Below are 23,419 nucleotides of genomic sequence, written 5' to 3' on the forward strand. Positions count from 1 at the left end.
AATTCAAAAGCTGACAATTTATTGTCAGCTTTTTTCATGAATTTCAACTAATGGGGGTTCTTTATTTTAGGCTGACTCGCATACTTTGTTGTTTTTGGGCTTACGTGTATTCACATGTTCGTTCCATGTCGCTGCAGCACTCGCTTTCCGTGGGCTAGAGCTAGGAATACGGCTATTTTTAAAGGGGGGTTCTCTCTCTGACGCCTTCTTTTTCCTTTTCCTCTTATTTCAGGGTTCCAGTCACTCCCTCTGACGCCTTCTTTTTCCCCTTCCTCTTGTTTCAGGGTTCCAGTCTCTCCTTCTGACGCCTTCTTTTTCCTCGAGGTGGTGCCAGCCTCCTCGGCTGCGCCTGTAGCGTCTCGCCCCTACCTCTAAATCCCACAGGAGTCGAGTGACTTCCACTTCATTTCACTACGAGTGAAAATTTTCTTATAGCAATAATCTTTACGAGTACACCCTTATTTTAATATCATTTTCCTAATACTCAACTTCTTGTCATTTATGTTAGGGTTAGATTAACAGTTTTCTCGAGGAACTTGGAGGGGAAATTTACTGAAGGTTATTAATCAGTAAAAATTAATAATATAGAAACTAAAATGTGAGGTTGAGTAAATGCTTTTAATTCTAATTTTTATGATTATCATTTTGCTAGTTTGTGTACTGGAATTTTCAAAACTGCGAAAACAAAATGATAAGGTAATTGAACAAAATTATCTCATTATCCAACTTTTAGATGAAATCAAGAGACAGAAGTAGGTGTGATTGATTTTATCAGTCGTTCTTTTTTTTCGATAATCACGAATAGCACACACTGCAAAAATGGATTGTCTTATAACCAGACAACCCAATTTTGTTGTTAATTATTCAATTCCAACGTTTCATTCATGTTTGTCGCTTTAGAGCTTTGCCCTGTCATGCGTTTATAGTAAAAGACAATTTTCTTTATGAAATTTCCTTCTTCCCAATATTCGGCTGCTTCCGCTTTTACCTTGATCAAGATTACGTTAGGGTCATCGTAAGAAGTTTGCATAATTTTCTCGTGTACTTTGCTCCACAATTCCTTTTTCTTGTCTAAATCTTCAACGATTTCCGCTCTTCCACGGACGGAAACATACGATTTACCTACATATGCCACATTAACATCTTGATTATGTAATATTTCATCATATTTATTCGTCTCTTTTTTAGTGAAGAACCATAAGTCGCCATCAAACTCTACTTCTTGTGTTCTCATGGGACGAGAAACAAGTCCTTCTTCAGTAGCCGTAGTCAACATGGCAGTGTCTACATCTTTAATTAACTTTCTTAATGTTTCAATTTCATCTTGCTTCATCATGTTAGACATTTCTATCACCTCTTTCGTGGTTATATACTCCCCTCTATACCAACTTTTATTCAGTATAGTGGATCCTAACTTCCTCTTTATCCGATAATAGGGAATTAATGTTAAAATGAATGAGTAGGATAGTTGAAGTAAAGTCAAGGGAGGGGAATTTATCTGGCTAATAATAAATCTAAAAAAGTCAATTTGTGGATTCCATTGCCATTGTTATTTTTAAACATTCTGTTGACCTATTTATTGTTTGCAGAATTAATAGATGCTTCCGAACCGAATTACGGGAGTTTAGCTTTTTTAACACCGATCATTGGTTTAATTTCTCTTCTGTATATTAAAAGATTTAGAAAAGAAGACTTTAGTTTTTTAGTGCGATTCTTACAGGCGTTAAATTGGTTTTTTATTATTTTTCCAATAGCTGTTATTCTGTTTGTTGTTTTTGTTTTTGTATAGAATAATTTGTTGTATCATATTGGAATAACGGGTGCGATGCATAAAGAGAGGGATTACTCTTTTGTTTATTGAGAGAGTTTAGTTTAATATGGAAATATGATAAACTGAAATTAGTACCTGGTTATAAGACTACATATATAATGCTTATTAGCCAACTTAGGAGGACGAAATGGAAGATTTGCTTAAATTGAAAGGGAAAAATATTGTAATCATGGGCGTTGCAAATGAACGAAGCCTTGCTTGGGGTGTAGCTAAGTCACTTTATAAAGCTGGTGCGAATCTTATTTTTACCTACCGATTAGAACGTTCACTGGGAAAATTAAATAAGATATTAATGCAAAATGACTATCCTGCTCCATTAATCGTGCAATGCGATGTAAACAATGATGAAAGTATTAAAGATGCCTTTCAAAAAATTGGGGAAGAATTCGGAACGATCCACGGAATTGTACACTCAGTTGCATTTGCAAATTCAGAAGATTTAAAAGGGGAATTTATAAATACTTCAAGATCTGGCTATGCTTTTGCACAAGATACGAGCGCGTACTCTCTAATAGCGGTTGCCAGAGAAGCAAAACCTTTTATGACAGAAGGTGGTTCGATCGTGACAATGAGTTACCTTGGAGCTGAGAAGGCTGTGCGTGGTTATAATGTTATGGGAGTAGCAAAAGCAGCACTTGAATCGTCAGTAAAATACCTTTCAGCAGACTTAGGAAAAGAGAATATTCGAGTGAATGCTATTTCTGCTGGAGCGATTCGAACACTTGCAGCTAAAGGAGTTGGTTCCTTTAATGAAATCCTTCATAAAATTGAAGAAGTGGCACCTCTAAAACGAAACGTAACACAAGAAGAGGTGGGCGATATGACTCTCGCGATGCTTAGTAATCTATCTAGAGGAGTCACAGGTGAAATTGTATATGTAGATGCAGGATATAATATAATCGGTTAGGCTGATAAACCGACTACTTTTTTTCTTGTTCAAGGAACACTAGCCTTTAACAGGAGATAAAATAGCCCCGGAAGACAAACTTTCGGGGCTATCAATACGTACGTATAAGTCACGTAAGATCTTTGCTGCTAGTCATTTCTTAATTTGGAACGCCAAGTGCAATTTTTGCGTAACGAGACATTCGCTCTTTTGACCATGGTGGACTCCAAACGACATCGACATGGACTTCGTTGATCTCCTTAACTTGAGAAACTCTTGATTTCAAATCAGCGATAATTTCTCCTGCCATCGGGCACCCCATGGAAGTCATTGTCATTTCGATGGAAGCATTTTTTTCTGCATCAACATTTACATCATAAATAAGTCCTAAATTTACAATATCAACGCCCAATTCGGGGTCATTTACCTCTTCTAATACTTCATATATAGATTCAATTAATGGTTCTTTCATTTTATTCACCCTTTTCATCTATTGATTAAGAACTTCTGTTTCCACTATAACCAATAAGTTAGTGTTGGTTTGTGAGTTGAATCACAAGCCTAATGTGCAAGGTAACAAATGAACCGTATAGTTCTAAATAGATTGGCGAACCTATCATATAGGTGATGTAGATGAAGAAAAGTATGTTTCTTGTAATGCTTGGTTTTAGTATCTTAATTTGTGGAGGAAATGGTGGAGTAGTCTATGCCACTACAAACGAGGAGCCTCGGCCTTTGGAAGAGGTATATCCAGAATTTGGGTATAAAACGATTGAAGAAGCTGTCAAAGAATCTGAACACCATTTTGGCCAAAACGTAAAGCTCCCTCTTAGAATTCCACCTATAAGCTTTACTCATCATTTTGGAAGGTTTAATGATGTAAAAGGTGAGATAAATGACTCTTTTGAATTACTATTTATTAATGATCAATATCCTAAAAATCAGTATGAAATCGTAATTCGACCACTTAAGCACAAAATTCCAATCAAGGATAAGCGAGTCGTTGAACGGCTTACCTTGAAAAATGGGAATGAAGCAAAATTGGTGGACATATCAGAATCATTTGAAGCCCTTATCTTTGAAAGGGATAACTGGCAATATAGGTTAAGTATAAATAAAACCATTTCTGATAAGGTTACTCCTGAAGTTTTAGTTGAGATAGCTAATTCTATTGATTTTCCCAAGGAGAAGAAAAATCGATTAGAAAGATGAAGTGGCAGTAATTTCGCATACAAATAGGCCTAAAATATACGATTAATGAATAAAAAAAGTATACTGTGGGCTTTTTTTAACGTTTTTTAGTAAAAGAAGAAATTTTGTATGGATACAAGAAAAACAAACAAAGAAGCAAAGATAATCATATAACCCCAAACTCGTTTATTCTTCTGAAGTTCAATTATCCCTGTAATAAATATAGATGCAGCCACTAACAGCATTAAATAATGCATAAACTCAAAGTTTTGAGTTACTAGACTAAAACCTGCGAACGCAACAATAACGATTGATAGGATTATTCTAACTACTATTAACATTTTTATCCCCCTTTAAAGAAACTAGTCCTTTTCGTTATTCAGTTTAACTGGCCTCTTGAAGATTTTTACCAATTTTATCATAATCGCTTCTTTTACTAAACTGTATTGATATACTGTATATAAGGCTGTGCTCCTTAAATACGAGTGGGGAAGCTTTTACTTGAAGGAACGGAGCGATTAAGAAATTGAACATGTGCTAAAAGGGTGAGTGTATTAATGAACGTGTTCTTTGATATTTCGTGGCAATTATTTCATTTATTTCTTATAGCAATTTTAATAATTGGTGTAGGTGTTATTCTAAGTTTTTTTATAAAAAATAAAATCTTCCTGGTTGGTATCTTACTAACTTTAGTGATAGCGACCGTATTTTTGATTGACCAAACGAAGTATATAACTTTTCAAGAGCTAGTTTCAGAGCAATTAAATGAGGAAAGCACGGTTAAAAGTATATCCATTGCAGTGAATGACCTATCCGGAAATACTCCTAAAACAGAAGCAAGAGCAACGATTGAAGATGAGTCCATCATTAGTGACATCTTGGGGGATTTTTCAGGCATTGAACTAAAAAAAGATGAGGATGCTCTGTTTCTTAATAAGAAGTATACAATAGGGATTACCAGTAATAATGAGGTTAGGGAAAAGTTCTCGAGGACAGCTATTTTCTATTTACAAATGGATAGTCATTATATTGATGAATATAGAATCGTAAATGATTACAATCATTTAGTAACAATTGAATCTCTCATTGATAATGAAGAAGTAGAATGGGAGCATGTAAATAATGGTTTCTGATATTACGTTCACAGGTGCATGTTAAAAGGAGTTGCCGTAACGGCAGCTTTTTTTGTTGTTGTTCCGAGGAGGAAGAAGAGGGATTCAGATAGGCGATGAAGACCGAACCGAGGTAGATAAGCAAGGGAAAAGGTCATCATAAAGGAATTGAAGCCCCAATACTAATAAACTTATGAAGCGCGAGAGCCGTCCCTACGCTCCCCCCGCGCTCCTCCTCAATTAAGGATATCATCTCGTTGATCAATATATATATTTCCAAGCTGATCAATTTGTGCATAGAAAACGTCTTTTACATTCACAATATTATGTTCTTGCAAAATTTGTCTAACCCAGGTCATATCTTTTCCTAACAGTTTTAAGCTATTAGATAGAACTTGGCCATCAATTATAAAAGCTTGGGCGTTACCTCGACTAAGTTGAATATTAACAACATCCTTTTGCATTGCACTTAAATATGCAGGCTTTGCGAGAGCGGTGATCGTACCATCCGTTTCTAAAAATGCCGTTTCAATTTGGTCCACGTAGAAGAATCCTTTTTTACGTAATCCAGTCAATAGACTATCCATAGTTAGCCTCGATTTTTTTAGTCCATCTTCAAGTATTTGCCCGTTTTTGATAAGGTATGTTGGCTCATCCTCCAAAACTTTTCTCCCTAATAAGCTCTTTAGCGCACCTATACTGCTTAGAAACGTATAAAAACAGAATAAGATCAATCCAACCATACTTATTAAAATAGGGGCATCTTTCATAAGCATAGAACTTGCTACGATCGAACCAATTGTAATTCCAGCTACAAAATCGAAAAAAGTCATTTGAGCGATAAGTTTTTTGTTAAGGAGACGACACAAAATATAGAGAATAACAAAACCGATCGTAGTACGAATGAACATTTCAAGAATGCTCATCATATCACCTCGAGACGTAGAATTTAAGGCACCGTTAAACAGGCAATTAATGGCTTTATTAGTATTCTCACCCTGAAATCTCACATGCAATATTTCGGTTTGGAAATAGTTGATTTTTTTTGCGATGGATTTTGAATACAGCGAAGAACAAAAACGGCTGTATAAATTATCCAATTTTATCAAAATCAATTGACAATGTTTATCATTATCAAGTATACTGAGCTTGCGACATCGATAATCATTATCACTATAAAATAAAAAAGCTTCTCCAGACGATCTTTTTTTATGCCTTTAGTTGAGAATGATTATTATTAATTGGTAAGCAGGCTAGTTGGAACAAAACAGAAAGAGCAGGGTAGGTTATGAAACTTAGATACTTAGTCATTGCATTAGTTCTATTATCCTTTGTTTCTTTATTCATTGGTGTGATAGGAATTAGTCCGTTAGACATTTTTCAGCTAACAGAAGAACAGTTGCAAGTATTATTAGTCAGTCGGTTTCCTCGCCTGATCAGCATTATTCTTGCTGGGGTAGGGATGAGTATTTGTGGATTGATTATGCAGCAGCTTACGAGAAATAAGTTTGTCTCGCCAACGACAGCAGGTACATTAGATTCTGCTAGACTGGGAGTTTTAGTGTCTCTGATGCTTTTTACATCTGCCAGTGCTTTTGTCCAAATGTTAGTGGCCTTTACGTTTGCCTTAGCAGGTACCCTAATTTTTATGCAGATTTTAAACAGGGTGAAGCATAAGGATGTTATTTTTATTCCACTTGTTGGATTAATGTTCGGGAGTATTGTAGGTTCTATTACGACTTTTTTTGCTTACCAAAACGATCTAATTCAAAATATGTCATCTTGGCTGCAAGGAAATTTTTCACTAATCATTAAAGGTCGTTACGAACTTTTATACATAAGTATTCCGCTTATGATTATTGCCTACCTCTATGCCAATCGCTTTACGGTGGCAGGTATGGGTGAAGAGTTCTCTGTTAACCTCGGGCTTAATTATAAAAGGGTCGTAAATATTGGTTTAATCATAGTTGCTGCGGTTGCGTCAGTTGTTCTGCTGACAGTCGGGATGATCCCATTTTTAGGTTTAATCATTCCAAACATCGTCAGTATCTACAATGGAGATAATCTAAAAAGGAATCTCCCTCATACGGCGCTGCTTGGTGCAGTATTTGTGCTCTTATGTGATATAGTAGGACGCCTTGTTATTTATCCGTATGAGATTCCAATTGGAACAACGGTTGGGGTAATCGGAAGTGCGATTTTCCTTTACTTATTGATGAGGAGAAAAGCCTATGAGTAATAAAGCGAAATTAATCATATTATTTATTCTATCACTTGTGTTTACGGCCTTGTTTATCTTTTATAACCTCAATTTTAGTAGTAACTTAGATTACATACTGCCTAGACGAGGTACAAAAATTTTAGCCATTATTATAACGGGGGCAGCGATTGCCTTTTCAACAGTCGTCTTTCAAACGATTACGAATAATAGGATTTTAACTCCAAGTATTATTGGTTTTGATTCACTGTATATCTTAATTCAAACATTTCTAGTGTTTGTTTTAGGATCTGCTAGTTTTCTAGTGATGAATAAAGAAGCAAATTTCCTATTATCTGCTGGCATCATGGTGGTCTTTGCAGGACTGTTTTATAAGCTGCTATTTAGTCAGGGTAGAAATATTTACTTTCTGCTGCTAGTAGGAATTGTGCTAGGGACATTATTTTCAAGCATTTCTACCTTCATGCAGGTCTTAATTGATCCGAATGAATTCTTCATCGTTCAAGACAGGATGTTTGCTAGTTTTAATAATGTAAATACCGATATTTTAACGATATCGATCATTTTATTTATTCTTGTTACGATTTACGCTTGGAAGTATTTGAAGTACTTAGATGTTCTTTCACTTGGTAGAGATACAGCAGTTAATTTAGGTGTCGATTATGACCATGTAGTGAAGAGACTTCTTGTTGTAGTGGCACTTCTCGTTTCCATATCAACAGCATTAGTTGGTCCTATCTTATTCTTAGGCTTACTTGTAGCAAATGTAGGGTATGAATTTCTGAAAACTCATAAGCACTCATACCTGATTACAGGTGCGATGTTAATTAGTATTGTGGCTCTTGTCAGTGGCCAGTTTTTAGTGGAAAGATTATTTGCTTTCTCAGTACCCATCAGCGTAATCATAAACTTTATCGGCGGTGTGTACTTTATTTACTTACTTTTAAGGGGGAATAAATAATGGTAGTTGTAAATGGCGTTTCAAAGAAGTACGGAACTAAAAATGTCGTAGAAGATGTTTCCGTAGAAATTGAAAAAGGAACAATTACTTCGTTTATTGGACCGAATGGAGCAGGGAAAAGTACACTCATATCAATGATTAGCCGTCTAATTGCGAAGGACTGTGGCCTGATTAGCATTGATGATAAGGAATTGAGTGAATGCAAGAGTGAGGATTTGGCGAAGAAAATCTCAATTCTTAAGCAGTCCAATCACCTGAATATCCGTTTAACTGTACGTGACCTTGTTGCTTTTGGAAGGTTTCCTTATTCAAAAGGTAACCTGACAAAAGAGGATTGGAAGCACGTCGATCAAGCGATTGATTATATGGAATTACGTGATATGCAAGATAAATTCCTCGACCAATTAAGTGGAGGACAGCGCCAACGAGCTTTTATTTCGATGGTTATTGCTCAGGATACTGAGTATGTTTTACTAGATGAGCCACTCAATAATTTAGATATGAAACATTCTGTGCAAATCATGCAGGTGTTACGAAGATTAGTAGATGAGCTTGGAAAAACGGTTGTCATTGTCATTCATGATATTAACTTTGCTTCCTGTTACTCGGATCATATCGTTGCTCTTAAAGATGGGAAAATTGTCAGGAAGGGTACTACACCTGAAATTATTAACCCAGAAGTATTAAAAGAAATCTACGATATGGATATTCACATCGAGAACATTAACCAAAACCGCATCTGCGTGTATTTCTAAAAAAAAGAAAGTTGAAGGATTAAAAAACCCTCCAACTTTCCGCTCACTAAAAGGTAAATTGTTACTTTATAGGATACCTTGAAGTAAACTGATCACTTATTTCATTATACTATAAAATAACTTTACATAAAATTATTTTATAAAAGGGGAAAGAGAAAAATGAAGAAACAGTTATTATTAGTCATCTTTGCTTTTATTGCAGCAATCATGCTAGTGGCTTGTGGAAGCCAGGAAACTGGTGGGGATGAGACAAGTGAACCAGCTGAAGAACTAGAAGTACAAGAAGAAGTTGTTGAAGAAGCTTCTGATATAACAATTACACATGATTTAGGGGAAGTAACAGTACCTGTTAACCCTGAAAAAGTCGTGGTGTTTGATATGAATGCATTAGAAACTTTAGACAAAATGGGTGTAGAAGTAACAGGTGTTCCTCAAGCGAGCATCCCTGCTTACTTATCTCAATATGAAGATTCAAGTTACGAGAATGTTGGTGGACTAAAAGAGCTAGACTTTGAAAAGATTGCTGAAATCAATCCAGATTTAATCATCATTGCCGGTAGACAGCAAGAGCAATATGACGAATTAAGTTCAATTGCTCCTACGCTTTATCAAACGATTGACTATGATAATTATTTAGATTCAGTTAAAAGCAACATGATGGAGTTAGGCCAAATCTTTGACCAAGAAGATTTTATTGCAGGAGAATTAGCGGCGATTGAAGATGCCATTGCAGCATTACAGGAAAAAGTATCAGCTGATAAAACAGGTTTAGTTGTACTTGCTAACTCAGGTAATGTTAGTGCTTACGGTGTCGGCTCACGTTTTGGTATTATTCATGACGAATTTGGAATTACTCCAGCTGATGAAGATATCGACGTATCAACTCACGGTGCGAACGTATCATTTGAGTACATTGTTGAAAAAGACCCTGATTATTTATTCGTGGTTGACCGTGACCTAGTTGTTAACGGTGAACCTGCTGCTCAAGAAACAATCGAAAACGAACTAGTTCAAAATACGAAAGCTTACCAAAATGGAAACATCTACTACCTAGATCCTAGCTACTGGTATATAGCTGGTGGTGGCCTTGTGTCTATTTCAGAAATGGTAAAGGCAATGGAAGAAGTAGTTCAATAATTGGAAAGGAGCTGTCTCATAGTGTTTGTGGGACAGCCTTTTTTTGACTGGGATGGTAAGAATAGGAGGAAAAGAAGATATGTTGATTCAAACAAGAAGGATTACAGTCCAAACAGGCTATAGTGACCAAGTGGTAGAGCGATTTTCACAGGACAGTCCAATTGATGAAATGGAAGGACTTGTTGATCGAACTGTAATGGTAAACCGAAAAAAGAAGGATCAAGAAAAAGTGATGGTCATGATACGCTGGGAGTCATTAGAGACATGGAAGAATTGGGAGAAAAGTGATGTTCACATCCAAGGCCATAAAAACAACAGAGGAAAGGCAAAACCAGAATATATCCTCGATACCAATGTTAGCATGTATGAAGTAAAAACCGTTAAGCAGCCACAGTCGTAAAAAGCGCAAAGTGGGACGGCTATCATAGATAAAACAAGAAAAGAGTGATTGTGAATGGAAAAAGTAGAACAATATATCGAGTCTGCGTTTCATACGAATGATGCTTTTCTAGAAGAAATAAAAGAGTCAATTGTTGAACGAGGGATGCCATCTATTTCTGTATCTCCAAACGCTGGAAAACTGCTTACGATGTTAGTTACGATAACTGGGGCAAAGCAGGTACTTGAAATAGGGGCACTAGGTGGCTTTAGTGGAACGTGCTTGGCAAGAGGTTTGAGTGAAGAAGGGAATTTAACATCGCTTGAGCTCAAAGAAGACTATGGCAAGCTAGCAGAGGAGAATGTAACGAAGGCTGGTTTAGGTGAAAAGGTCTCCTATATGATTGGAGATGCATTAGCAAGTTTAGAAACACTTGTGAGCGAACAAAAGAAATTTGATTTCTTTTTTATCGATGCAGATAAAGGAAACTATGAAAATTATCTAGAGTACTGCATTAAGCTATCAGAACCAGGTGCCTTAATTGTTACGGATAATGTCTTAGCAGGTGGTAGCGTAGCTGACGAGCAAATCAAACCGAGGAGATATACCGAGACAATGAAGAAGTTCAATGAAATTGTAGCCAATCATCCTCAATTAGAATCGTTGCTTATTCCAATCGGTGATGGAATGACGGTTTCGAGAGTGAAGGAGTAGGCCGGGGTTTGCTGCTGTTTAGAAATTTAGACTGAGTGGGGGATGTCCGAAGGTATGAGTTATACCTTCGGACATCCTTTTTTGGTGGTGGAGGTGGCCGTGGCTGTGCTCTGTCTGAAGAAGCAGCGAGAATGCTAATAAGTCTTGAGAGTTGCAGATAAAATGGGGATTTTCGCTAAGAAATGAGTTTTACCGTTATATTGGGATTTTCGCCGTTATACTAGATTTTTCGCTGTTATATTTGAAGTTTCGCCGTTATATCGAGTATATCACCGTTATATTGGAGTTTTCGCTAAGAAAAGTCTGGAGGGGAGGGCAGGTTGATAAAGCAGCATGAACTTCTGTCAAATTATTATTTATAGAGCTATGATCATAGCTTAAATAAGTCTTTTCATGTGAGTATGTACCTAAGATCTAAGTTTTGCACCATATGGAGGAATATGGTACATTGGATAATGCTTTTTTCAAAAAGGTAGGATTTTGCCTAGTTTTTACGGTAAAAAGTGTATAAAGTATTCAATTTTGGGGTGGAGAAGATGAAAAAATTATTTTTGCTAGGAGTTTTGGCTTTGATACTAGCAGCATGCTCGTCAAATGATGAAGTCATGCAAGAGGAAAAGAGTGAAAATCTATCAAATGAAGAAGAGATTACTGAAGGTGAGATCACTGAAGATGAAGTGGATGCAGGAGAAAATCAACTGTTAGTGGAAATCGATGGAGAACTAGAAGTATTGCCTGTAAAGAAACTTGATACAGTGCATGGGCATACAATGATGATCTTAGACGATTTAAGGGAATTTAGTAATACCAGGCATACAATTGAAACCAGCGATCGCCGATTTAGCATCCGAATGGAACAGGTTGAAGATGATTTAGATGAGTTGACCAAGAGTTATAGAGATGGTAGTTCTGATAGAGAAGTAATAGATTTATCTCAGCATGAAGAGTTAAATTTTGATTTTTATGTTGATCAGAATGAAGAATCTAGCAAACGTTTTTTACGGTTGTATAAGGATTTAGAAAACGGTGAAGTATTAGTGGTTCGAGTGGGAATTTCGAGGGGACAAAGTATGGATGAGTGGTTGGCAAAAGCCCATGCGATGCTGGGGACATTAGAGTACTTCGGGGTAGAAGAAAAACCTTTTGTCAACCAATCAGCCTATGAAAGTGGGTTTGAATTGGAGAATATGCAATTCAGCAATCCTGATGATATAGATACACTTATTGCTCAAGGCGAATCAGGCGAACCAGAAAATGGATTTGGTATTTCATATTCAAGCTTTAATGCAACAGACCATTATAGTGAGGTGGAAGGCTTAAAAGAGTATGAAGGGGAATGGGCAAATGGTAGATACCATGGTGAAGGTAGGTATTATTCCTCCGTCTATATGGCCTCTATTAATTCTGATGGAGAAATCGAGCATGGTTTAGCACATACGGCTTCTACTCTCCACTATTTAGAATACAAAGGAGAATTTAGCGAAGGAGAAAGGCATGGGTACGGAATAGAGTTTTTCCCTTCAACAGATGTGAAACTCCAAGTGGATAGTGATGATGAAGAAGGGGCGTTATTTTTCATCGATGCAGGTAGTATCCACTATGAAGGAGAGTGGCGCGATGATAAAAGGCAAGGATATGGAATTATGTATGATGAAGATGGCAATGTCGAATACGAAGGCGAATGGATGAACAATTATAAGCATGGCCATGGAACCCAGTATGATGTCGATGGAAATGTGGAGTATGAAGGTGAATGGTCTTATAATAAGGTTCAGGAGTAAATGTCGATGTGGTAGGTGCACCACTCGAAAATTGTTGAAAATAGTCTAGCTGGAGACCTATAGCAAATGTGCTATGGGTCTTTTTTTGTTTGGTTGTTTATATATTGTCAAAATTTCCAGGTCGTCTTTTCGTGCAATAAAATTACCGTTGGTTTAATTCATCGGCCGAAATACGGGACTATTGTCGAAATCTGTCTATCAAATTATATAGACGGTACTGGGATTCTGAGTATATTTAAGATTAGTAGTAGTTTATTAAATTGTGAGGAGGCTTCATATTTGATTGGCAGATAGCGCTTTTAAATAGATAATATTACTAAATTTTTTATTGAATATGAGGGGGAGTAAGATGAAAAAGGTTTTGTTTTTATGTGCCTGGGTCTTTATATTAGCAGGATGTGGTCTTGACACGGAAGCGGCTCGAACTGTACAAGAAAAAATAAACAGTGATCCAGAGTTGCAACGATATTTAGAAAGCGATGTAGAGGTTATCCAAGTGAAGAAGTCTTTAAAATTGGAAGGATACTCCTTTATAGGTTTCAACATACAAGCCAACTACAACGATACGTTTGAAAACTTAAGTCTCGTTGAAAAAGAAGCTGCCCTAGTAAAGGTGTTAGAAATTATTAAGGAAGAAGCGTCGATTGGTTATCAGTTTAGTTGTGGCAAAAAAACGGTTTGCAGTTTTAATGACATCACTTTCAGCAACGGAACGAATACTTATGGATTTGAATCGATTAGCTCGGATCGAGAGAAATTACTAGTGGATGGCGAAGCAGTAGACATTTCAGAACCTGCAACTATAGCTGTTACTACAAATCAAACGTCAATAGCTTCTTCTGACTGGGATATTTACGAATATATGAAAACAGAGTATGACAGTATCACAGATTACGGTACAAATTACAATCCTGACATTCATGATGCTCAAGTCGCAAAGCTAGCTAGTAATAAATTTGGTATTTCTGAGGAAGAAGCCGGTCAAATCTATATTGATATGGAAATGGCCACATACTCTAGCAGCCAGCCAGCTGGTTCTCCGTATACAGAAGAGGAACTGCGACAGGACCCTTCTGCTCCGTCTCGAAATCCAGATGATTATAACTCTGACGGTGAATTTGTTCCAAGTAATGGTCCTTCAAATAACCCTGGCGATTACAATGCTGACGGAGAGTACAAGCCAGTGGAAGGAATGAGTCAGAAAGAGATAGAAGAGGAGCTGGAAAAAATGTTTGGTCAGTAGGTTGATGATAGTGGAAGACAGGGTTCTCGTGTTTCCTCAAAAAATCCTCGCTACGCCTTATGATAAAAGTGAGTAGCGAGGATGTTTTGATTGTAAATGTTGTAATCTTTAATTTTTAGAGTATTCTTCACTATTGATAAGACGAATTAAATGCTCACTTTCCATTACTTCTGCATTGGTATGAGAGATATTATTTATTGTAGCTAAGTGATGTTGCTCTGCTGTTAACTGTCCGTATCCACAGTCTGGGTGTGCAACGGTCCCTGTCAAATCTGCTAAGAAAGCTACATCATATCCGTTGTATAATGCGTCTCTTGCAGTTGCAGAACAACAAACATCAGTCGCGACACCAGTAATCACAACGGTATCAATTCCATTTGCTCTTAGAATAAGGTCTAGATTTGTACTAAAAAAAGCACTGTAATATTGTTTTTTGATAATGATTTCTCCGTCCTTTGGGGCACAATCGGGATAAATCTCAACATTTTTTGTCCCCTCTAAAAAGGCTTGGCCATTTTGTGTCCATGTTAATCTTGAATTCATTGGGGAAAAATCTTTTAGGTCTTCTCTCCAGACGTGAGAGGTATAAAGTACCATTAACCCTTTCTCGCGACAAATATCTAAAAACTTGTTTAAATTTGGGACAAATTTTAATCCCATTTCGGAAAAAACAGGCCCTGATGGATCGATAAATCCATTTGTCATATCAACGACTATAACGGCTGTTTTTTCAGGCTTTATTTCGGTTAAAAACTTCGGCATGAAACTTCCCTCCTAAATGTTTGGATTTTGAAGAAGTAATGATAGAAAAACAATATGTCAATTAGGAAGAGGGTATTCCGTTTATTTTTACATTATCAGTAATAGAAACATGTTGGGAATGTAGTCCTTCCTTGAATATACGGAAAGTGAACTAGGCAATTCCTTACATTTCATGTAGTAACTTTAACCTGCTGCCAATATAATAGACTGAAAATATAGAATATTTTTAATTTGTGTAAGGTGGGTGGTACATATCTTCAAGAAGTCTTATTTCACAGAAAAAATAAAGCGCTTACAAAATGTTTTGTCTAGTGAAATGGAGAAAGATTTAATAATCAATTTTAGAGATTAAAAAATAAGGGGGATATGTATGAACTTTAAAAAAATGTTGTTTACCTTATGTAGTGGTTTTACGATTTTGTCACTAGCAGCTTGTGGAAGTGAGCCGACAGATTCAGGAAGCGGTGAAGGAGTAGATCAAAGTGAGACTAGTGATGATGTAATTACGTTGAGTGTTGGGCATGTTGCACCCGAATCGCATTCTTACCACCTAGGTCTTGTTGAATATGCTGATGCAATTGAGGAAGCGACGGGTGGTCAAGTGCAGATAGAGATCTTCGCAAATGGGCAAATCGGTGGTGAGCGTGAAATGGTCGAGCAAGTGTCATATGGATCTTTAGACATGGTGCTATCCACGAGTGGTCCAGTCGGAAACTTCATTGAAAGCTTTGCTGTTGTTGAAATGCCTTTCATCTATAAAGACTTAGATCACGCCTATCGAGTGCTTGATGGGGAGATTGGCCAGGAATTATTGGATGAGTTAAGCAACATTAATATTAAAGGGATTACATTCTTTGAAAAGGGTTACAGTCAATTTTCTAATGATAGCAGAGATATTTATTCTCCTGAAGATATGGAAGGGTTGAAAATGAGAACGATGGAGAATGATGTCTACATTGATATGTATCAAGCTGTAGGTGCTGATCCGGTTGCAATTGCTTGGCCGGAAGTATTTACTTCTGTTCAACAAGGTATTGTGAATGGAGTTGATAATACGATCGGGGCTTTGGAGTCAACACAAATTTATGATGTACAGGAATCAATCAGTTTGGCTGGGTTGTATTACTCATCTGCTGCTTTAATGATTAACCAAGATAAGCTTGAAAGTCTCCCTGAAGATATTCAAGAAATCATCGTTTCAGTAGGGAAAGAGGTTACGCCTGCTCAAAGAGAAATTAACCAAAGTCTTGAAGCTGAACAGCTTGCAACGATGGAGGCTGCTGGAGTCAATATTATCGAAGCAGATGAAATTGATCTCGACGCTTTTAGAGAAAAAGCTGAACTAATTTATGATAAATATTCTGATAGATTCGGAGATTACATTGAAAGAATACAAGAATTAGAATAGGGAACTTTTGTGAAGAAGCAGAGGTAGCGGCTGCTTCTTCGCTTAACTTATAGGGGGAGGAGATGGAATGTGGGGGAAATTGATCAATAAAACAAACAGATCGGTTGAAAATGTCACCTGTGTTTTATTAGCAGGGATGGTTCTCTTAATCTTTTTACAAATAATATCGAGGGCGTTGTTCAATACATCATTTACTTGGACTGAGGAGCTAGCTCGATATTTGATGATTTGGCTTACGTTTTTAGGCGCGAGTGTCGGATTTCAATATGGAGCGCATATTTCAATTGAGTACTTCATCTCAAAAGTAAAACAAGACTTTGCTAAGTGGATTCAAGTATTTGCTTCTGCCGTTTGTCTAATCTTTTTGGCAATTTTGTTTGTGAAAGGGATTGAAATTGTTGAACGGACAATGATTCAAAAGTCAGCGGCACTGCGATTGCCTCTCGGATACGTCTATACGATTATGCCGATTAGTGCGGTGTTAATGGCGTTAAATCTTATTGATGTGACCATTAAATCATTCCGGGTACATCCGGCTTCGATTGGGAAAGAGGAGGGCGAAGTGTAATGATGACATTATTGTTTGTAATTTTACTTGTCCTCTTCGTTATTAATGTTCCTATTGCCTTAGCATTAGGGATTGCTACGGTTACAATTTTTTGGATTGGTGGGGATGTCCCACTCATTACATTGCCTCAAAGGATGTTTGCAGCATTAGACTCGTTTCCATTAATGGCAGCACCATTTTTTATTTTGGCTGGTAAGTTAATGGAGCATGGTGGAATTTCGCATAGAATTGTGGAGTTTGCCAAAAGTCTTGTAGGTTCATTTAAAGGTGGCCTTGCCCATGTCTCGATTATGACCTGTGTTATCTTTGCAGCCTTATCCGGGTCGGCTGCTGCAACAACGGCAGCTGTCGGTGCCATCATGATTGGAGCCATGGTTAAAGAAGGGTATAACCGGAATTTTTCTTCTGCTGTTCAAGCAGCTGCCGGTACAACTGGAATGATTATCCCTCCGAGTGTCCCACTAGTCATGTATGGAGTTGCTGCAGGAGCTTCGGTAAGTGACTTATTTATGGCTGGAATAGGTCCTGGAATCTTAATAGGGGTTTCGTTAATGGCTGTAGCCTTTTTCATTTCCAAAAAAGAAGGGTACGGCGCCACGATTGAAAAAACAAGCTTCAAACGAGTGATAGTAACGTTCAAAGATGCATTTTTAGCATTGCTCATGCCTGTTATTATTCTTGGAGGAATTTATGGAGGAATCTTCACACCGACTGAGGCTTCGGTAGTCGCTGTTGTTTATGGATTTATCGTTGGTTCATTTATTTACCGTCAACTAACACCAAGTGTGATTAGAAAGATCTTAGTGGAATCTTCTATTACATCTTCTGTTATTTTACTCATTATTGCGACTGCTTCACTGTTTGGCTTATTAATTACAAAAGAACAAGTTCCACAAACAGTAGCCAACACTTTTTTAGAATTAGACCTATCACCTATCATTATCATCTTGCTAATCAATTTATTTCTATTAATTGTTGGAACATTCATGGAAACAATCGCATCCATCATCATTTTAACACCAATCTTGTTACCGGTTGTAACAAGCATTGGAATGGATCCTGTACACTTTGGCATTATTATGGCTGTGAATCTATCCGTTGGACTCATTACACCACCGGTTGGAGTGAACTTATTTATTGCTGCCCAAGTTGGCCAAACAAAGTATGAAGGAGTGGTGCGTGCTGTATTGCCATTCTTGCTTATTATGATCATTAACTTGATGTTAATTACATTTATACCGGGCTTAAGTACCGGGTTACTAAATTAAAATAATAGGGGGATTTCGCAAATGATTATTGGAGATTTGGCATCAAATTGTGCAAGACGTTACCCTGAGCGTGAAGCAACTGTATATAGAGGTAGAAGACAAACTTTTAAACAATTTAACGAACGTGTCAATCAAGTAGTAAATGCTTTATATGAACTTGGTTTACAAAAAGGGGATAAAGTGGCGGTTCTAAGTAGGAATAATCCAGAAGTGTTAGAGGTTTGTATGGCCTGTGCGAAGTCTGGAGTCGTCTATGTTCCGCTAAACTTCCGGTTAACAGGGAGAGAGCTTGAATTTGTCATTAATGATGCAGGTGTGAAGGCTGTGTTTGCCGATGAAACTTATTATGGGACGTTAAAAGAGATCGAAGAAAGTCTCGAAATCTCACACTTAGTTGCGTTAAACGACGAGTATGAAAGTCTGCTGAAAGAAAAAGAAACAAATGAACCAGTTAAGAGTACGTCTCCTGAGGATATCTTTGCAATCTTTTATACAAGTGGTACCACCGGTAACCCTAAAGGTGTAGTGTTATCACATGAAAACTTTCTAACAGCAGCTATAAACCATACGATTGCATATGGTTTAAACTCCTCTGACATTTGTCTCCACGTGATGCCTTTTTATCATACGATGGAATGTTCAATGGCCATTTGTCAGTTTTATGTTGGAGGAACGAATGTCATTTTAGAGAGCTTTGATGCCCACTTGTTTTGGGAACTCGTTCAAAAAGAAGGAATTTCGCACATTACAATGGTTCCAACGATGTTAACAGAATCGATTAAAGCCTATCAAGAAGGAAATTATAGTAAGAACAGATTAAAAGCTATTTCAGTAGGAGGGCAAGCGATTCCTGTAGAGCTTATGAAAAAGGCGGTTCATACACTAGGAGAGAATCTAGTATTTACAGTTTATGGGCTAACCGAAGCCTCTCCATTGATCACGTACTTAGCGAAAGAAGATGTTGTAGTTGAGGGAGAAAAAGCCAAGCGCCTTGCCTCAGTTGGAAAAGAATTTTTTCACTGTGAAGTAAGGGTTGTTGATGATAATGGGAGAAGCGTGGCGCCACATGAGCTAGGTGAAGTGATTGTGCATGGACCGAATATCATGAAAGGGTATTGGAACCGGCCTGAGGCAACCGATGAAACATTAAAAGATGGCTGGCTCTATACAGGTGATATCGGAAAATTAGATGAGGATGGCTATCTTTATATTATTGATCGCAAAAAAGATATCATTATAAGTGGTGGAGAAAATATCGCACCACGAGAAATAGAGGAAGTGTTATATAGTCATGAGGCTGTTGTTGAATGTTCAGTGTTTGGAGTTCCGGATGAAAAATGGGGAGAGCAGGTAGTTGCTGCTGTAGTTGTAAAAGATGAGCAGATAGCAAGTGACGACTTGTTGAGCCATTGTAGCCAATATTTAGCTAAATATAAAGTACCGAAAAAAATTGTCGTTCAGGAGAAATTGCCAAGAGACCCAGTTGGGAAAATTCAAAAACGAGTCATTCGCGATCAGTATTTAGCAGAAGTCGTTGGGGAGAAAGAAGGGTTAGCATGAAAACAGGAAAACGCTATAACGAAATCAATATCGGTGATAAGGATACATTCAGCAAAACCATAAGTGAAGCAGAGATTGTCATGTATGCAGGGCTAACAGGGGATTTTAACCCGATTCATATGGATGCAGAATACGCTAAAGAAGGCAGGTTCGGCGAAAGGGTTGCACATGGCACAATTACGTTAGGTCTGATTGCTCCGATCATTGGAATGCAAATGCCGGGACCGGGTGCAGTATTGCTAGATTTACATTCCCGTTATCATGCCCCAGTTAAGATAGGAGATACGGTTACAGCTTATGCAGAAGTAACGGAGAAAATAGAGAAGAATAAGTTTATTAAGATGGAGGTTGATTTTAGAAATCAGCGTAATGAGACTGTAGTGACGGCGACTGCGATAGTGCTGCCACCGGAATAAGATGTGTCAGAGCTGAGCATGGGAGTGTGGCGAACCTAATTATAAAGAGCTGTCTGTTGGTGAACAGATAGCTCTTTTTGTTATTGGAGGGTCTTCTATACCTGTTTATACGGTTTGTAGGCTCCTTCCACAGGAGAGAAGCCCGACTGGTACCCTGAAAATCGAGAAGCGAGAAAAAGAGGGACTCAGAGAGGCCGACTGGCACCCTGAAAATCGAGAAACAAGAAAAGGAGGGACTCAGAGAGGGCGACTGACACCCTGAAAATCGAGAAGCGAGAAAAAGAGGGAGTCAGAGAAGGCGACTGGCACCCTGAAAATGGAGAAACAAGAAAAAGAAGGACTCAGAGAGGGCGACTGGCACCCTGAAAATCGAGAAGCAAGAAAAAGAAGGACTCAGAGAGGCTGTATATTGGAAATAGTTGTTTACTAGAGTGGGATAAGGCAGACTGCGCTACGTTCTCGCGAAAATAGACTGAACTAAAAAAATCGTTGTTTCATAAGAAAGTAGAGTTGGAAAACATTCTCTGTTACACTACTGCTAGAACAAAAAATCTAGGTTGGTGTGAATGAAATGTTAATCGGTCATATAAAAGAAATCGTACGTCACCCGGTCAAATCCTTTCGTGGAGAACGTGTACCAAAAACCAAAATAATGGAATACGGGTTATATGGAGACCGCAGCCATGCTTATGTAGATGAAACGAAAAAAGGAGATTTCTTAACGATCACTCAGTTCCAAGAAATGGTTCGCTATCAGGCAAGATTTGTGGGAGAAGAATCAATGGACGAATATCCGAAAGTCGAGGTCATCACGCCTGAGGAAAAGGTGTTTGATTGGGAAGATCAAGAATTAATTCAAGAAATGGAGATCAAATCGAAGAAAAAAATCTCTACGAAAAAATATACTCCCTCACATGTACCCATTGGAACAATTGCAGTGGAACACGTTCTACTTGCAACAGATGCTTCATTAGATAAGTTGAATGAACTATGGGGGAAAGACGAAGTTGATTTGAGACGGTTTCGTCCTAATTTATTCATCTCATTAAAGGAAAAGAAACCTTTTATTGAGGAAGAGTGGATTGGTCGACGAATTAAGATTGGATCTGAAGTCGAAATGGAATTCGTGGGATATTGTAAAAGATGCATGATTATCACGGTTGATCCCGATAATGCAGAACGAGATGCGAGTTTGCATAAAACAGTTATAGAGGAAAATAACAATCATTTTGGCGTTTATGCTTCAGTGATCAAAACAGGGGACATTCACGTAGATGATGAAGTTCATCTTCTTGATTGAACACCGGTCACTAGGGATATGAGTGTTTACATAGTAGGTTCAGTTTAATGATCTTTTCAAGGCCAATTCGTACAGTAATTGGCCTATTTGGTTTTACGAATATATCAATGCTGGATTAGTTTTTTATGGGAGGTATTTTGCTGAAAGCTGTGTGAAACAGAGGGGAAGTCCTTCATATAAGCTAATGAAGACCAAAACGAAGCTGAGATGCCGAGGAAAGGGTCTTCATAAAGCTGATGAAGACCAAAATAAAGCAGGAACGCTGAGGAAAAGGTCTTCAAAAAGCCGATGAAGACCAAAACGAAGCTGAGATGCCGAATAAAAGGTCCTCATAAGCAGATAACAGGTTTGATGAAGAAAAAATGGAACAAAGTGTTAGTTCTTAATGTTAAACTAGTGGTAACAACACTGGTAAATTTTGTATTGAAACTAGTCTAATTATTGGGGGGAGTCCTTTTGGAGGAAATAACAAAAATCAGAAATGAGCTATCAGTAAGAGGGAAAAATGGAATTGGTTTTTTGTTGTCTGCTGTTGTCATTTGGTCAATCATTACGATAATCTTTTTACAGCCAATCGAAACCCATCAGAAAAACATATTTATGTTATTTTCAACAGGTTTAATGTTTCCACTATCTGTGGGGATGTCTACGTTAATTAAGGCTGATTGGAGACTAAAAGGTAACCCACTAGGTGATTTAGGATTATATTTAAACTTGGCTCAGATTCGATTATAAGAGTAAAGCAAAACGGCTTAACTAGGAGGTCACATTGAATCAATACGTTCAAAATATGATTGCTATCGTTATTATTGTTGTCCTACTTTTATTATTATTCCAGTTTTGGATCAGTCTTCATTTCGGGTTCGGGCAAATACTTTTAATCTTAGCAGGAGGTTATGGGATTTACCTAAACTATCATTCTCTCAAAGCAGAACGGAACAATGATGAAAATCGCTCTGTTCATTAATAAACAGATACAAATTTACGTTTACAGTGAAAAAAGAGCACGAGAAAAGACTATGGTGGGAACATGAATCGAACTTAGGTTTGTAATCGTAGAAAGAATACATATTTCTATAGAGGGGGAGAACGTAATGGAATTCGGCTTTATTTGGATAGCGATAGGGATTGCTGCAGCGGGTTATTTTATTGGAGAGGGATTGAAAAATTTTAAAAACCCCAATGCGAAAAGTTTTTTAGAATCCTTGGATGAAGGTGATGAACATGGGCTTATTAAAGAAAAAGATGTACATCATTTTATGGGCATATCAAAAGACGATGCGAAGTCTTTAATTCAAGATCACTCAGACATTCCACACATTATTATAAATGGAAGCGTGTACTATCCAAAGGAAAAATTGCGGGAGTGGTTAAGGTCTTTAGGAGAGTGATTGTTTGAATTGTAGCGAGCTAATGGAGGGATTTTATGAAAGAGAAAAGGAAGAAATGGGCGATTTCTTTCGCTCTCGTTGCTTTCGTAGTATTCACTGTATTTTATATCGCTCGTCCTTTTTGGATTGATGCACAAATTGAGAGAAAAGTAGAGCTTTTACAACCACATTTGGAACAACAATATCCAAGTGAGAAATGGGAAATTACAACGGTTGCTCATCGAGAAGAGGGTTACAATCACCTAAATCCGTATTATATTGGAGTCATTTTTAAAAGTGAACCAGATGTTATTTATCATTATTGGGTAGAAACTGCCGATGATATTTATCAAATCATGTATACAACGAACAAAAATTTAGAAGAGTTACAGTATAGGGAAAGTGAGTAATTTACTGATATTGACTTATAAAAATACCACGAGGGTCCAAAGATGTTATTTGGATCTTTTGAAGTGCTCATTTTATTTTAATAAGTAGCAATATGAGTATATTCTACCAGTAATTGCAAACACTACGCTAAAGATGTTTTAGTTGAGGA

At 37.4% G+C, this 23,419-nt stretch carries 27 protein-coding genes; 22 read left to right on the top strand and 5 right to left on the bottom strand.

Going from position 1 to position 23,419, the window contains the following annotated elements; translation table 11 throughout:
- Positions 1 to 856: 856 nt before the first annotated feature.
- Complete coding sequence (locus AC1FXZ_RS11065; protein ID WP_480053518.1) at positions 857 to 1,345, bottom strand: pyridoxamine 5'-phosphate oxidase family protein; 489 nt, start codon at positions 1,343 to 1,345, stop codon at positions 857 to 859.
- Positions 1,346 to 1,540: 195 nt separating this feature from the next.
- Between AC1FXZ_RS11065 and AC1FXZ_RS11070 the strand changes: the two genes are divergently transcribed.
- Together AC1FXZ_RS11070 and fabI are read left to right on the top strand one after the other, a co-directional pair.
- Positions 1,541 to 1,789: a hypothetical protein gene (locus AC1FXZ_RS11070; RefSeq protein ID WP_480053520.1), complete on the top strand. Its 249-nt coding sequence runs from the start codon at positions 1,541 to 1,543 to the stop codon at positions 1,787 to 1,789.
- A gap of 169 nt (positions 1,790 to 1,958) precedes the next feature.
- Positions 1,959 to 2,738 carry an enoyl-ACP reductase FabI gene (gene fabI, locus AC1FXZ_RS11075; RefSeq protein ID WP_480053522.1) on the top strand — a complete coding sequence of 260 codons (780 nt, stop codon included), beginning with the start codon at positions 1,959 to 1,961 and terminating at the stop codon, positions 2,736 to 2,738.
- 139 nt (positions 2,739 to 2,877) lie between these two features.
- Here the strand turns inward: fabI and AC1FXZ_RS11080 are convergent, their stop codons facing one another.
- Positions 2,878 to 3,189, bottom strand: coding sequence for a metal-sulfur cluster assembly factor (locus tag AC1FXZ_RS11080; protein WP_480053524.1), 312 nt, complete (start codon positions 3,187 to 3,189; stop codon positions 2,878 to 2,880).
- A gap of 161 nt (positions 3,190 to 3,350) precedes the next feature.
- Between AC1FXZ_RS11080 and AC1FXZ_RS11085 the strand changes: the two genes are divergently transcribed.
- On the top strand, positions 3,351 to 3,929 hold the full coding sequence (locus AC1FXZ_RS11085; RefSeq protein ID WP_480053526.1) for a hypothetical protein: 579 nt from the start codon (positions 3,351 to 3,353) through the stop codon (positions 3,927 to 3,929).
- Between the two features lie 86 nt (positions 3,930 to 4,015).
- Here the strand turns inward: AC1FXZ_RS11085 and AC1FXZ_RS11090 are convergent, their stop codons facing one another.
- Complete coding sequence (locus tag AC1FXZ_RS11090; RefSeq protein WP_480053528.1) at positions 4,016 to 4,249, bottom strand: DUF3953 domain-containing protein; 234 nt, start codon at positions 4,247 to 4,249, stop codon at positions 4,016 to 4,018.
- A 216-nt stretch (positions 4,250 to 4,465) separates the two neighbouring features.
- Here AC1FXZ_RS11090 and AC1FXZ_RS11095 point away from each other — a divergent pair, with 216 nt between their 5' ends.
- Positions 4,466 to 5,041 carry a hypothetical protein gene (locus tag AC1FXZ_RS11095; protein ID WP_480053530.1) on the top strand — a complete coding sequence of 192 codons (576 nt, stop codon included), beginning with the start codon at positions 4,466 to 4,468 and terminating at the stop codon, positions 5,039 to 5,041.
- A gap of 215 nt (positions 5,042 to 5,256) precedes the next feature.
- On the opposite strand, the gene AC1FXZ_RS11100 is transcribed toward AC1FXZ_RS11095, so the two are convergent.
- Positions 5,257 to 5,946 (bottom strand): DUF421 domain-containing protein, encoded by a 690-nt coding sequence (locus AC1FXZ_RS11100; RefSeq protein WP_480053532.1) that lies wholly within the window; start codon positions 5,944 to 5,946, stop codon positions 5,257 to 5,259.
- Between the two features lie 362 nt (positions 5,947 to 6,308).
- On the opposite strand from AC1FXZ_RS11100, the gene AC1FXZ_RS11105 reads away from it, so the two are divergent.
- The 8 genes from AC1FXZ_RS11105 to AC1FXZ_RS11140 all read left to right on the top strand — a co-directional run bounded on the left by AC1FXZ_RS11105 (position 6,309) and on the right by AC1FXZ_RS11140 (position 14,208).
- Positions 6,309 to 7,259, top strand: coding sequence for an ABC transporter permease (locus AC1FXZ_RS11105; RefSeq protein ID WP_480053534.1), 951 nt, complete (start codon positions 6,309 to 6,311; stop codon positions 7,257 to 7,259).
- Positions 7,252 to 8,199 (top strand): iron chelate uptake ABC transporter family permease subunit, encoded by a 948-nt coding sequence (locus tag AC1FXZ_RS11110; protein ID WP_480053536.1) that lies wholly within the window; start codon positions 7,252 to 7,254, stop codon positions 8,197 to 8,199. Before AC1FXZ_RS11105 ends, AC1FXZ_RS11110 begins: the two co-directional genes overlap by 8 nt.
- A complete protein-coding gene (locus AC1FXZ_RS11115) occupies positions 8,199 to 8,954 on the top strand; it encodes an iron ABC transporter ATP-binding protein (RefSeq protein WP_480053538.1) in 756 nt (251 codons plus the stop codon). The genes AC1FXZ_RS11110 and AC1FXZ_RS11115 overlap by 1 nt, the downstream gene beginning before the upstream one ends.
- Before the next feature lie 159 nt (positions 8,955 to 9,113).
- Positions 9,114 to 10,091, top strand: coding sequence for a siderophore ABC transporter substrate-binding protein (locus AC1FXZ_RS11120; RefSeq protein ID WP_480053540.1), 978 nt, complete (start codon positions 9,114 to 9,116; stop codon positions 10,089 to 10,091).
- Between the two features lie 79 nt (positions 10,092 to 10,170).
- Positions 10,171 to 10,491, top strand: coding sequence for an antibiotic biosynthesis monooxygenase (locus AC1FXZ_RS11125; RefSeq protein WP_480053542.1), 321 nt, complete (start codon positions 10,171 to 10,173; stop codon positions 10,489 to 10,491).
- Between the two features lie 54 nt (positions 10,492 to 10,545).
- Complete coding sequence (locus tag AC1FXZ_RS11130) at positions 10,546 to 11,184, top strand: O-methyltransferase (protein WP_480053544.1); 639 nt, start codon at positions 10,546 to 10,548, stop codon at positions 11,182 to 11,184.
- Positions 11,185 to 11,720: 536 nt separating this feature from the next.
- Entirely contained in the window at positions 11,721 to 12,965 is a 1,245-nt protein-coding gene (locus AC1FXZ_RS11135) for an MORN repeat-containing protein (protein ID WP_480053546.1), read from the top strand.
- A 349-nt stretch (positions 12,966 to 13,314) separates the two neighbouring features.
- The gene (locus AC1FXZ_RS11140; protein ID WP_480053548.1) at positions 13,315 to 14,208 is read left to right on the top strand and encodes a hypothetical protein; all 894 of its coding nucleotides are present in this window, start codon (positions 13,315 to 13,317) and stop codon (positions 14,206 to 14,208) included.
- A gap of 108 nt (positions 14,209 to 14,316) precedes the next feature.
- Here the strand turns inward: AC1FXZ_RS11140 and AC1FXZ_RS11145 are convergent, their stop codons facing one another.
- Positions 14,317 to 14,970 carry a cysteine hydrolase family protein gene (locus AC1FXZ_RS11145; protein WP_480053550.1) on the bottom strand — a complete coding sequence of 218 codons (654 nt, stop codon included), beginning with the start codon at positions 14,968 to 14,970 and terminating at the stop codon, positions 14,317 to 14,319.
- 370 nt (positions 14,971 to 15,340) lie between these two features.
- Between AC1FXZ_RS11145 and dctP the strand changes: the two genes are divergently transcribed.
- The 10 genes from dctP (at position 15,341) to AC1FXZ_RS11195 (ending at position 23,270) form a co-directional block, all read left to right on the top strand.
- Entirely contained in the window at positions 15,341 to 16,378 is a 1,038-nt protein-coding gene (dctP, locus tag AC1FXZ_RS11150) for a TRAP transporter substrate-binding protein DctP (protein ID WP_480053552.1), read from the top strand.
- A 67-nt stretch (positions 16,379 to 16,445) separates the two neighbouring features.
- On the top strand, positions 16,446 to 16,946 hold the full coding sequence (locus tag AC1FXZ_RS11155) for a TRAP transporter small permease (RefSeq protein WP_480053554.1): 501 nt from the start codon (positions 16,446 to 16,448) through the stop codon (positions 16,944 to 16,946).
- Complete coding sequence (locus tag AC1FXZ_RS11160) at positions 16,946 to 18,214, top strand: TRAP transporter large permease (RefSeq protein WP_480053556.1); 1,269 nt, start codon at positions 16,946 to 16,948, stop codon at positions 18,212 to 18,214. The genes AC1FXZ_RS11155 and AC1FXZ_RS11160 overlap by 1 nt, the downstream gene beginning before the upstream one ends.
- Before the next feature lie 21 nt (positions 18,215 to 18,235).
- On the top strand, positions 18,236 to 19,774 hold the full coding sequence (locus AC1FXZ_RS11165; protein ID WP_480053558.1) for a class I adenylate-forming enzyme family protein: 1,539 nt from the start codon (positions 18,236 to 18,238) through the stop codon (positions 19,772 to 19,774).
- The gene (locus AC1FXZ_RS11170) at positions 19,771 to 20,190 is read left to right on the top strand and encodes a MaoC family dehydratase (protein ID WP_480053560.1); all 420 of its coding nucleotides are present in this window, start codon (positions 19,771 to 19,773) and stop codon (positions 20,188 to 20,190) included. Before AC1FXZ_RS11165 ends, AC1FXZ_RS11170 begins: the two co-directional genes overlap by 4 nt.
- A 571-nt stretch (positions 20,191 to 20,761) precedes the next feature.
- Entirely contained in the window at positions 20,762 to 21,490 is a 729-nt protein-coding gene (locus AC1FXZ_RS11175; RefSeq protein ID WP_480053562.1) for an MOSC domain-containing protein, read from the top strand.
- Between the two features lie 456 nt (positions 21,491 to 21,946).
- A complete protein-coding gene (locus AC1FXZ_RS11180; RefSeq protein WP_480053564.1) occupies positions 21,947 to 22,225 on the top strand; it encodes a DUF7010 family protein in 279 nt (92 codons plus the stop codon).
- Between the two features lie 34 nt (positions 22,226 to 22,259).
- Positions 22,260 to 22,457 (top strand): hypothetical protein, encoded by a 198-nt coding sequence (locus AC1FXZ_RS11185; protein WP_480053566.1) that lies wholly within the window; start codon positions 22,260 to 22,262, stop codon positions 22,455 to 22,457.
- A 127-nt stretch (positions 22,458 to 22,584) separates the two neighbouring features.
- Complete coding sequence (locus AC1FXZ_RS11190; protein WP_480053568.1) at positions 22,585 to 22,881, top strand: DNA-binding protein; 297 nt, start codon at positions 22,585 to 22,587, stop codon at positions 22,879 to 22,881.
- A gap of 35 nt (positions 22,882 to 22,916) precedes the next feature.
- Entirely contained in the window at positions 22,917 to 23,270 is a 354-nt protein-coding gene (locus AC1FXZ_RS11195) for a hypothetical protein (protein WP_480053570.1), read from the top strand.
- The last annotated feature ends 149 nt before the right edge of the window (positions 23,271 to 23,419 follow it).

This window comes from Halalkalibacter sp. HAAS-P014, assembly GCF_056619965.1.

What these genes read in the sequence shown, in the direction of transcription:
- AC1FXZ_RS11195 (WP_480053570.1), top strand. Translation starts at nt 22,917, where the DNA reads ATGAAAGAGAAAAGGAAGAAATGGGCGATTTCTTTCGCTCTCGTTGCT.
- AC1FXZ_RS11065 (WP_480053518.1), bottom strand. Translation starts at nt 1,345, where the DNA reads ATGTCTAACATGATGAAGCAAGATGAAATTGAAACATTAAGAAAGTTA.
- AC1FXZ_RS11115 (WP_480053538.1), top strand. Translation starts at nt 8,199, where the DNA reads ATGGTAGTTGTAAATGGCGTTTCAAAGAAGTACGGAACTAAAAATGTC.
- AC1FXZ_RS11085 (WP_480053526.1), top strand. Translation starts at nt 3,351, where the DNA reads ATGAAGAAAAGTATGTTTCTTGTAATGCTTGGTTTTAGTATCTTAATT.
- AC1FXZ_RS11125 (WP_480053542.1), top strand. Translation starts at nt 10,171, where the DNA reads ATGTTGATTCAAACAAGAAGGATTACAGTCCAAACAGGCTATAGTGAC.
- AC1FXZ_RS11140 (WP_480053548.1), top strand. Translation starts at nt 13,315, where the DNA reads ATGAAAAAGGTTTTGTTTTTATGTGCCTGGGTCTTTATATTAGCAGGA.
- AC1FXZ_RS11160 (WP_480053556.1), top strand. Translation starts at nt 16,946, where the DNA reads ATGATGACATTATTGTTTGTAATTTTACTTGTCCTCTTCGTTATTAAT.
- AC1FXZ_RS11165 (WP_480053558.1), top strand. Translation starts at nt 18,236, where the DNA reads ATGATTATTGGAGATTTGGCATCAAATTGTGCAAGACGTTACCCTGAG.
- AC1FXZ_RS11145 (WP_480053550.1), bottom strand. Translation starts at nt 14,970, where the DNA reads ATGCCGAAGTTTTTAACCGAAATAAAGCCTGAAAAAACAGCCGTTATA.
- AC1FXZ_RS11135 (WP_480053546.1), top strand. Translation starts at nt 11,721, where the DNA reads ATGAAAAAATTATTTTTGCTAGGAGTTTTGGCTTTGATACTAGCAGCA.
- AC1FXZ_RS11100 (WP_480053532.1), bottom strand. Translation starts at nt 5,946, where the DNA reads ATGAGCATTCTTGAAATGTTCATTCGTACTACGATCGGTTTTGTTATT.
- AC1FXZ_RS11130 (WP_480053544.1), top strand. Translation starts at nt 10,546, where the DNA reads ATGGAAAAAGTAGAACAATATATCGAGTCTGCGTTTCATACGAATGAT.
- dctP (WP_480053552.1), top strand. Translation starts at nt 15,341, where the DNA reads ATGAACTTTAAAAAAATGTTGTTTACCTTATGTAGTGGTTTTACGATT.
- AC1FXZ_RS11090 (WP_480053528.1), bottom strand. Translation starts at nt 4,249, where the DNA reads ATGTTAATAGTAGTTAGAATAATCCTATCAATCGTTATTGTTGCGTTC.
- AC1FXZ_RS11175 (WP_480053562.1), top strand. Translation starts at nt 20,762, where the DNA reads ATGTTAATCGGTCATATAAAAGAAATCGTACGTCACCCGGTCAAATCC.
- AC1FXZ_RS11105 (WP_480053534.1), top strand. Translation starts at nt 6,309, where the DNA reads ATGAAACTTAGATACTTAGTCATTGCATTAGTTCTATTATCCTTTGTT.
- AC1FXZ_RS11155 (WP_480053554.1), top strand. Translation starts at nt 16,446, where the DNA reads ATGTGGGGGAAATTGATCAATAAAACAAACAGATCGGTTGAAAATGTC.
- AC1FXZ_RS11190 (WP_480053568.1), top strand. Translation starts at nt 22,585, where the DNA reads ATGGAATTCGGCTTTATTTGGATAGCGATAGGGATTGCTGCAGCGGGT.
- fabI (WP_480053522.1), top strand. Translation starts at nt 1,959, where the DNA reads ATGGAAGATTTGCTTAAATTGAAAGGGAAAAATATTGTAATCATGGGC.
- AC1FXZ_RS11120 (WP_480053540.1), top strand. Translation starts at nt 9,114, where the DNA reads ATGAAGAAACAGTTATTATTAGTCATCTTTGCTTTTATTGCAGCAATC.
- AC1FXZ_RS11110 (WP_480053536.1), top strand. Translation starts at nt 7,252, where the DNA reads ATGAGTAATAAAGCGAAATTAATCATATTATTTATTCTATCACTTGTG.
- AC1FXZ_RS11170 (WP_480053560.1), top strand. Translation starts at nt 19,771, where the DNA reads ATGAAAACAGGAAAACGCTATAACGAAATCAATATCGGTGATAAGGAT.
- AC1FXZ_RS11095 (WP_480053530.1), top strand. Translation starts at nt 4,466, where the DNA reads ATGAACGTGTTCTTTGATATTTCGTGGCAATTATTTCATTTATTTCTT.
- AC1FXZ_RS11080 (WP_480053524.1), bottom strand. Translation starts at nt 3,189, where the DNA reads ATGAAAGAACCATTAATTGAATCTATATATGAAGTATTAGAAGAGGTA.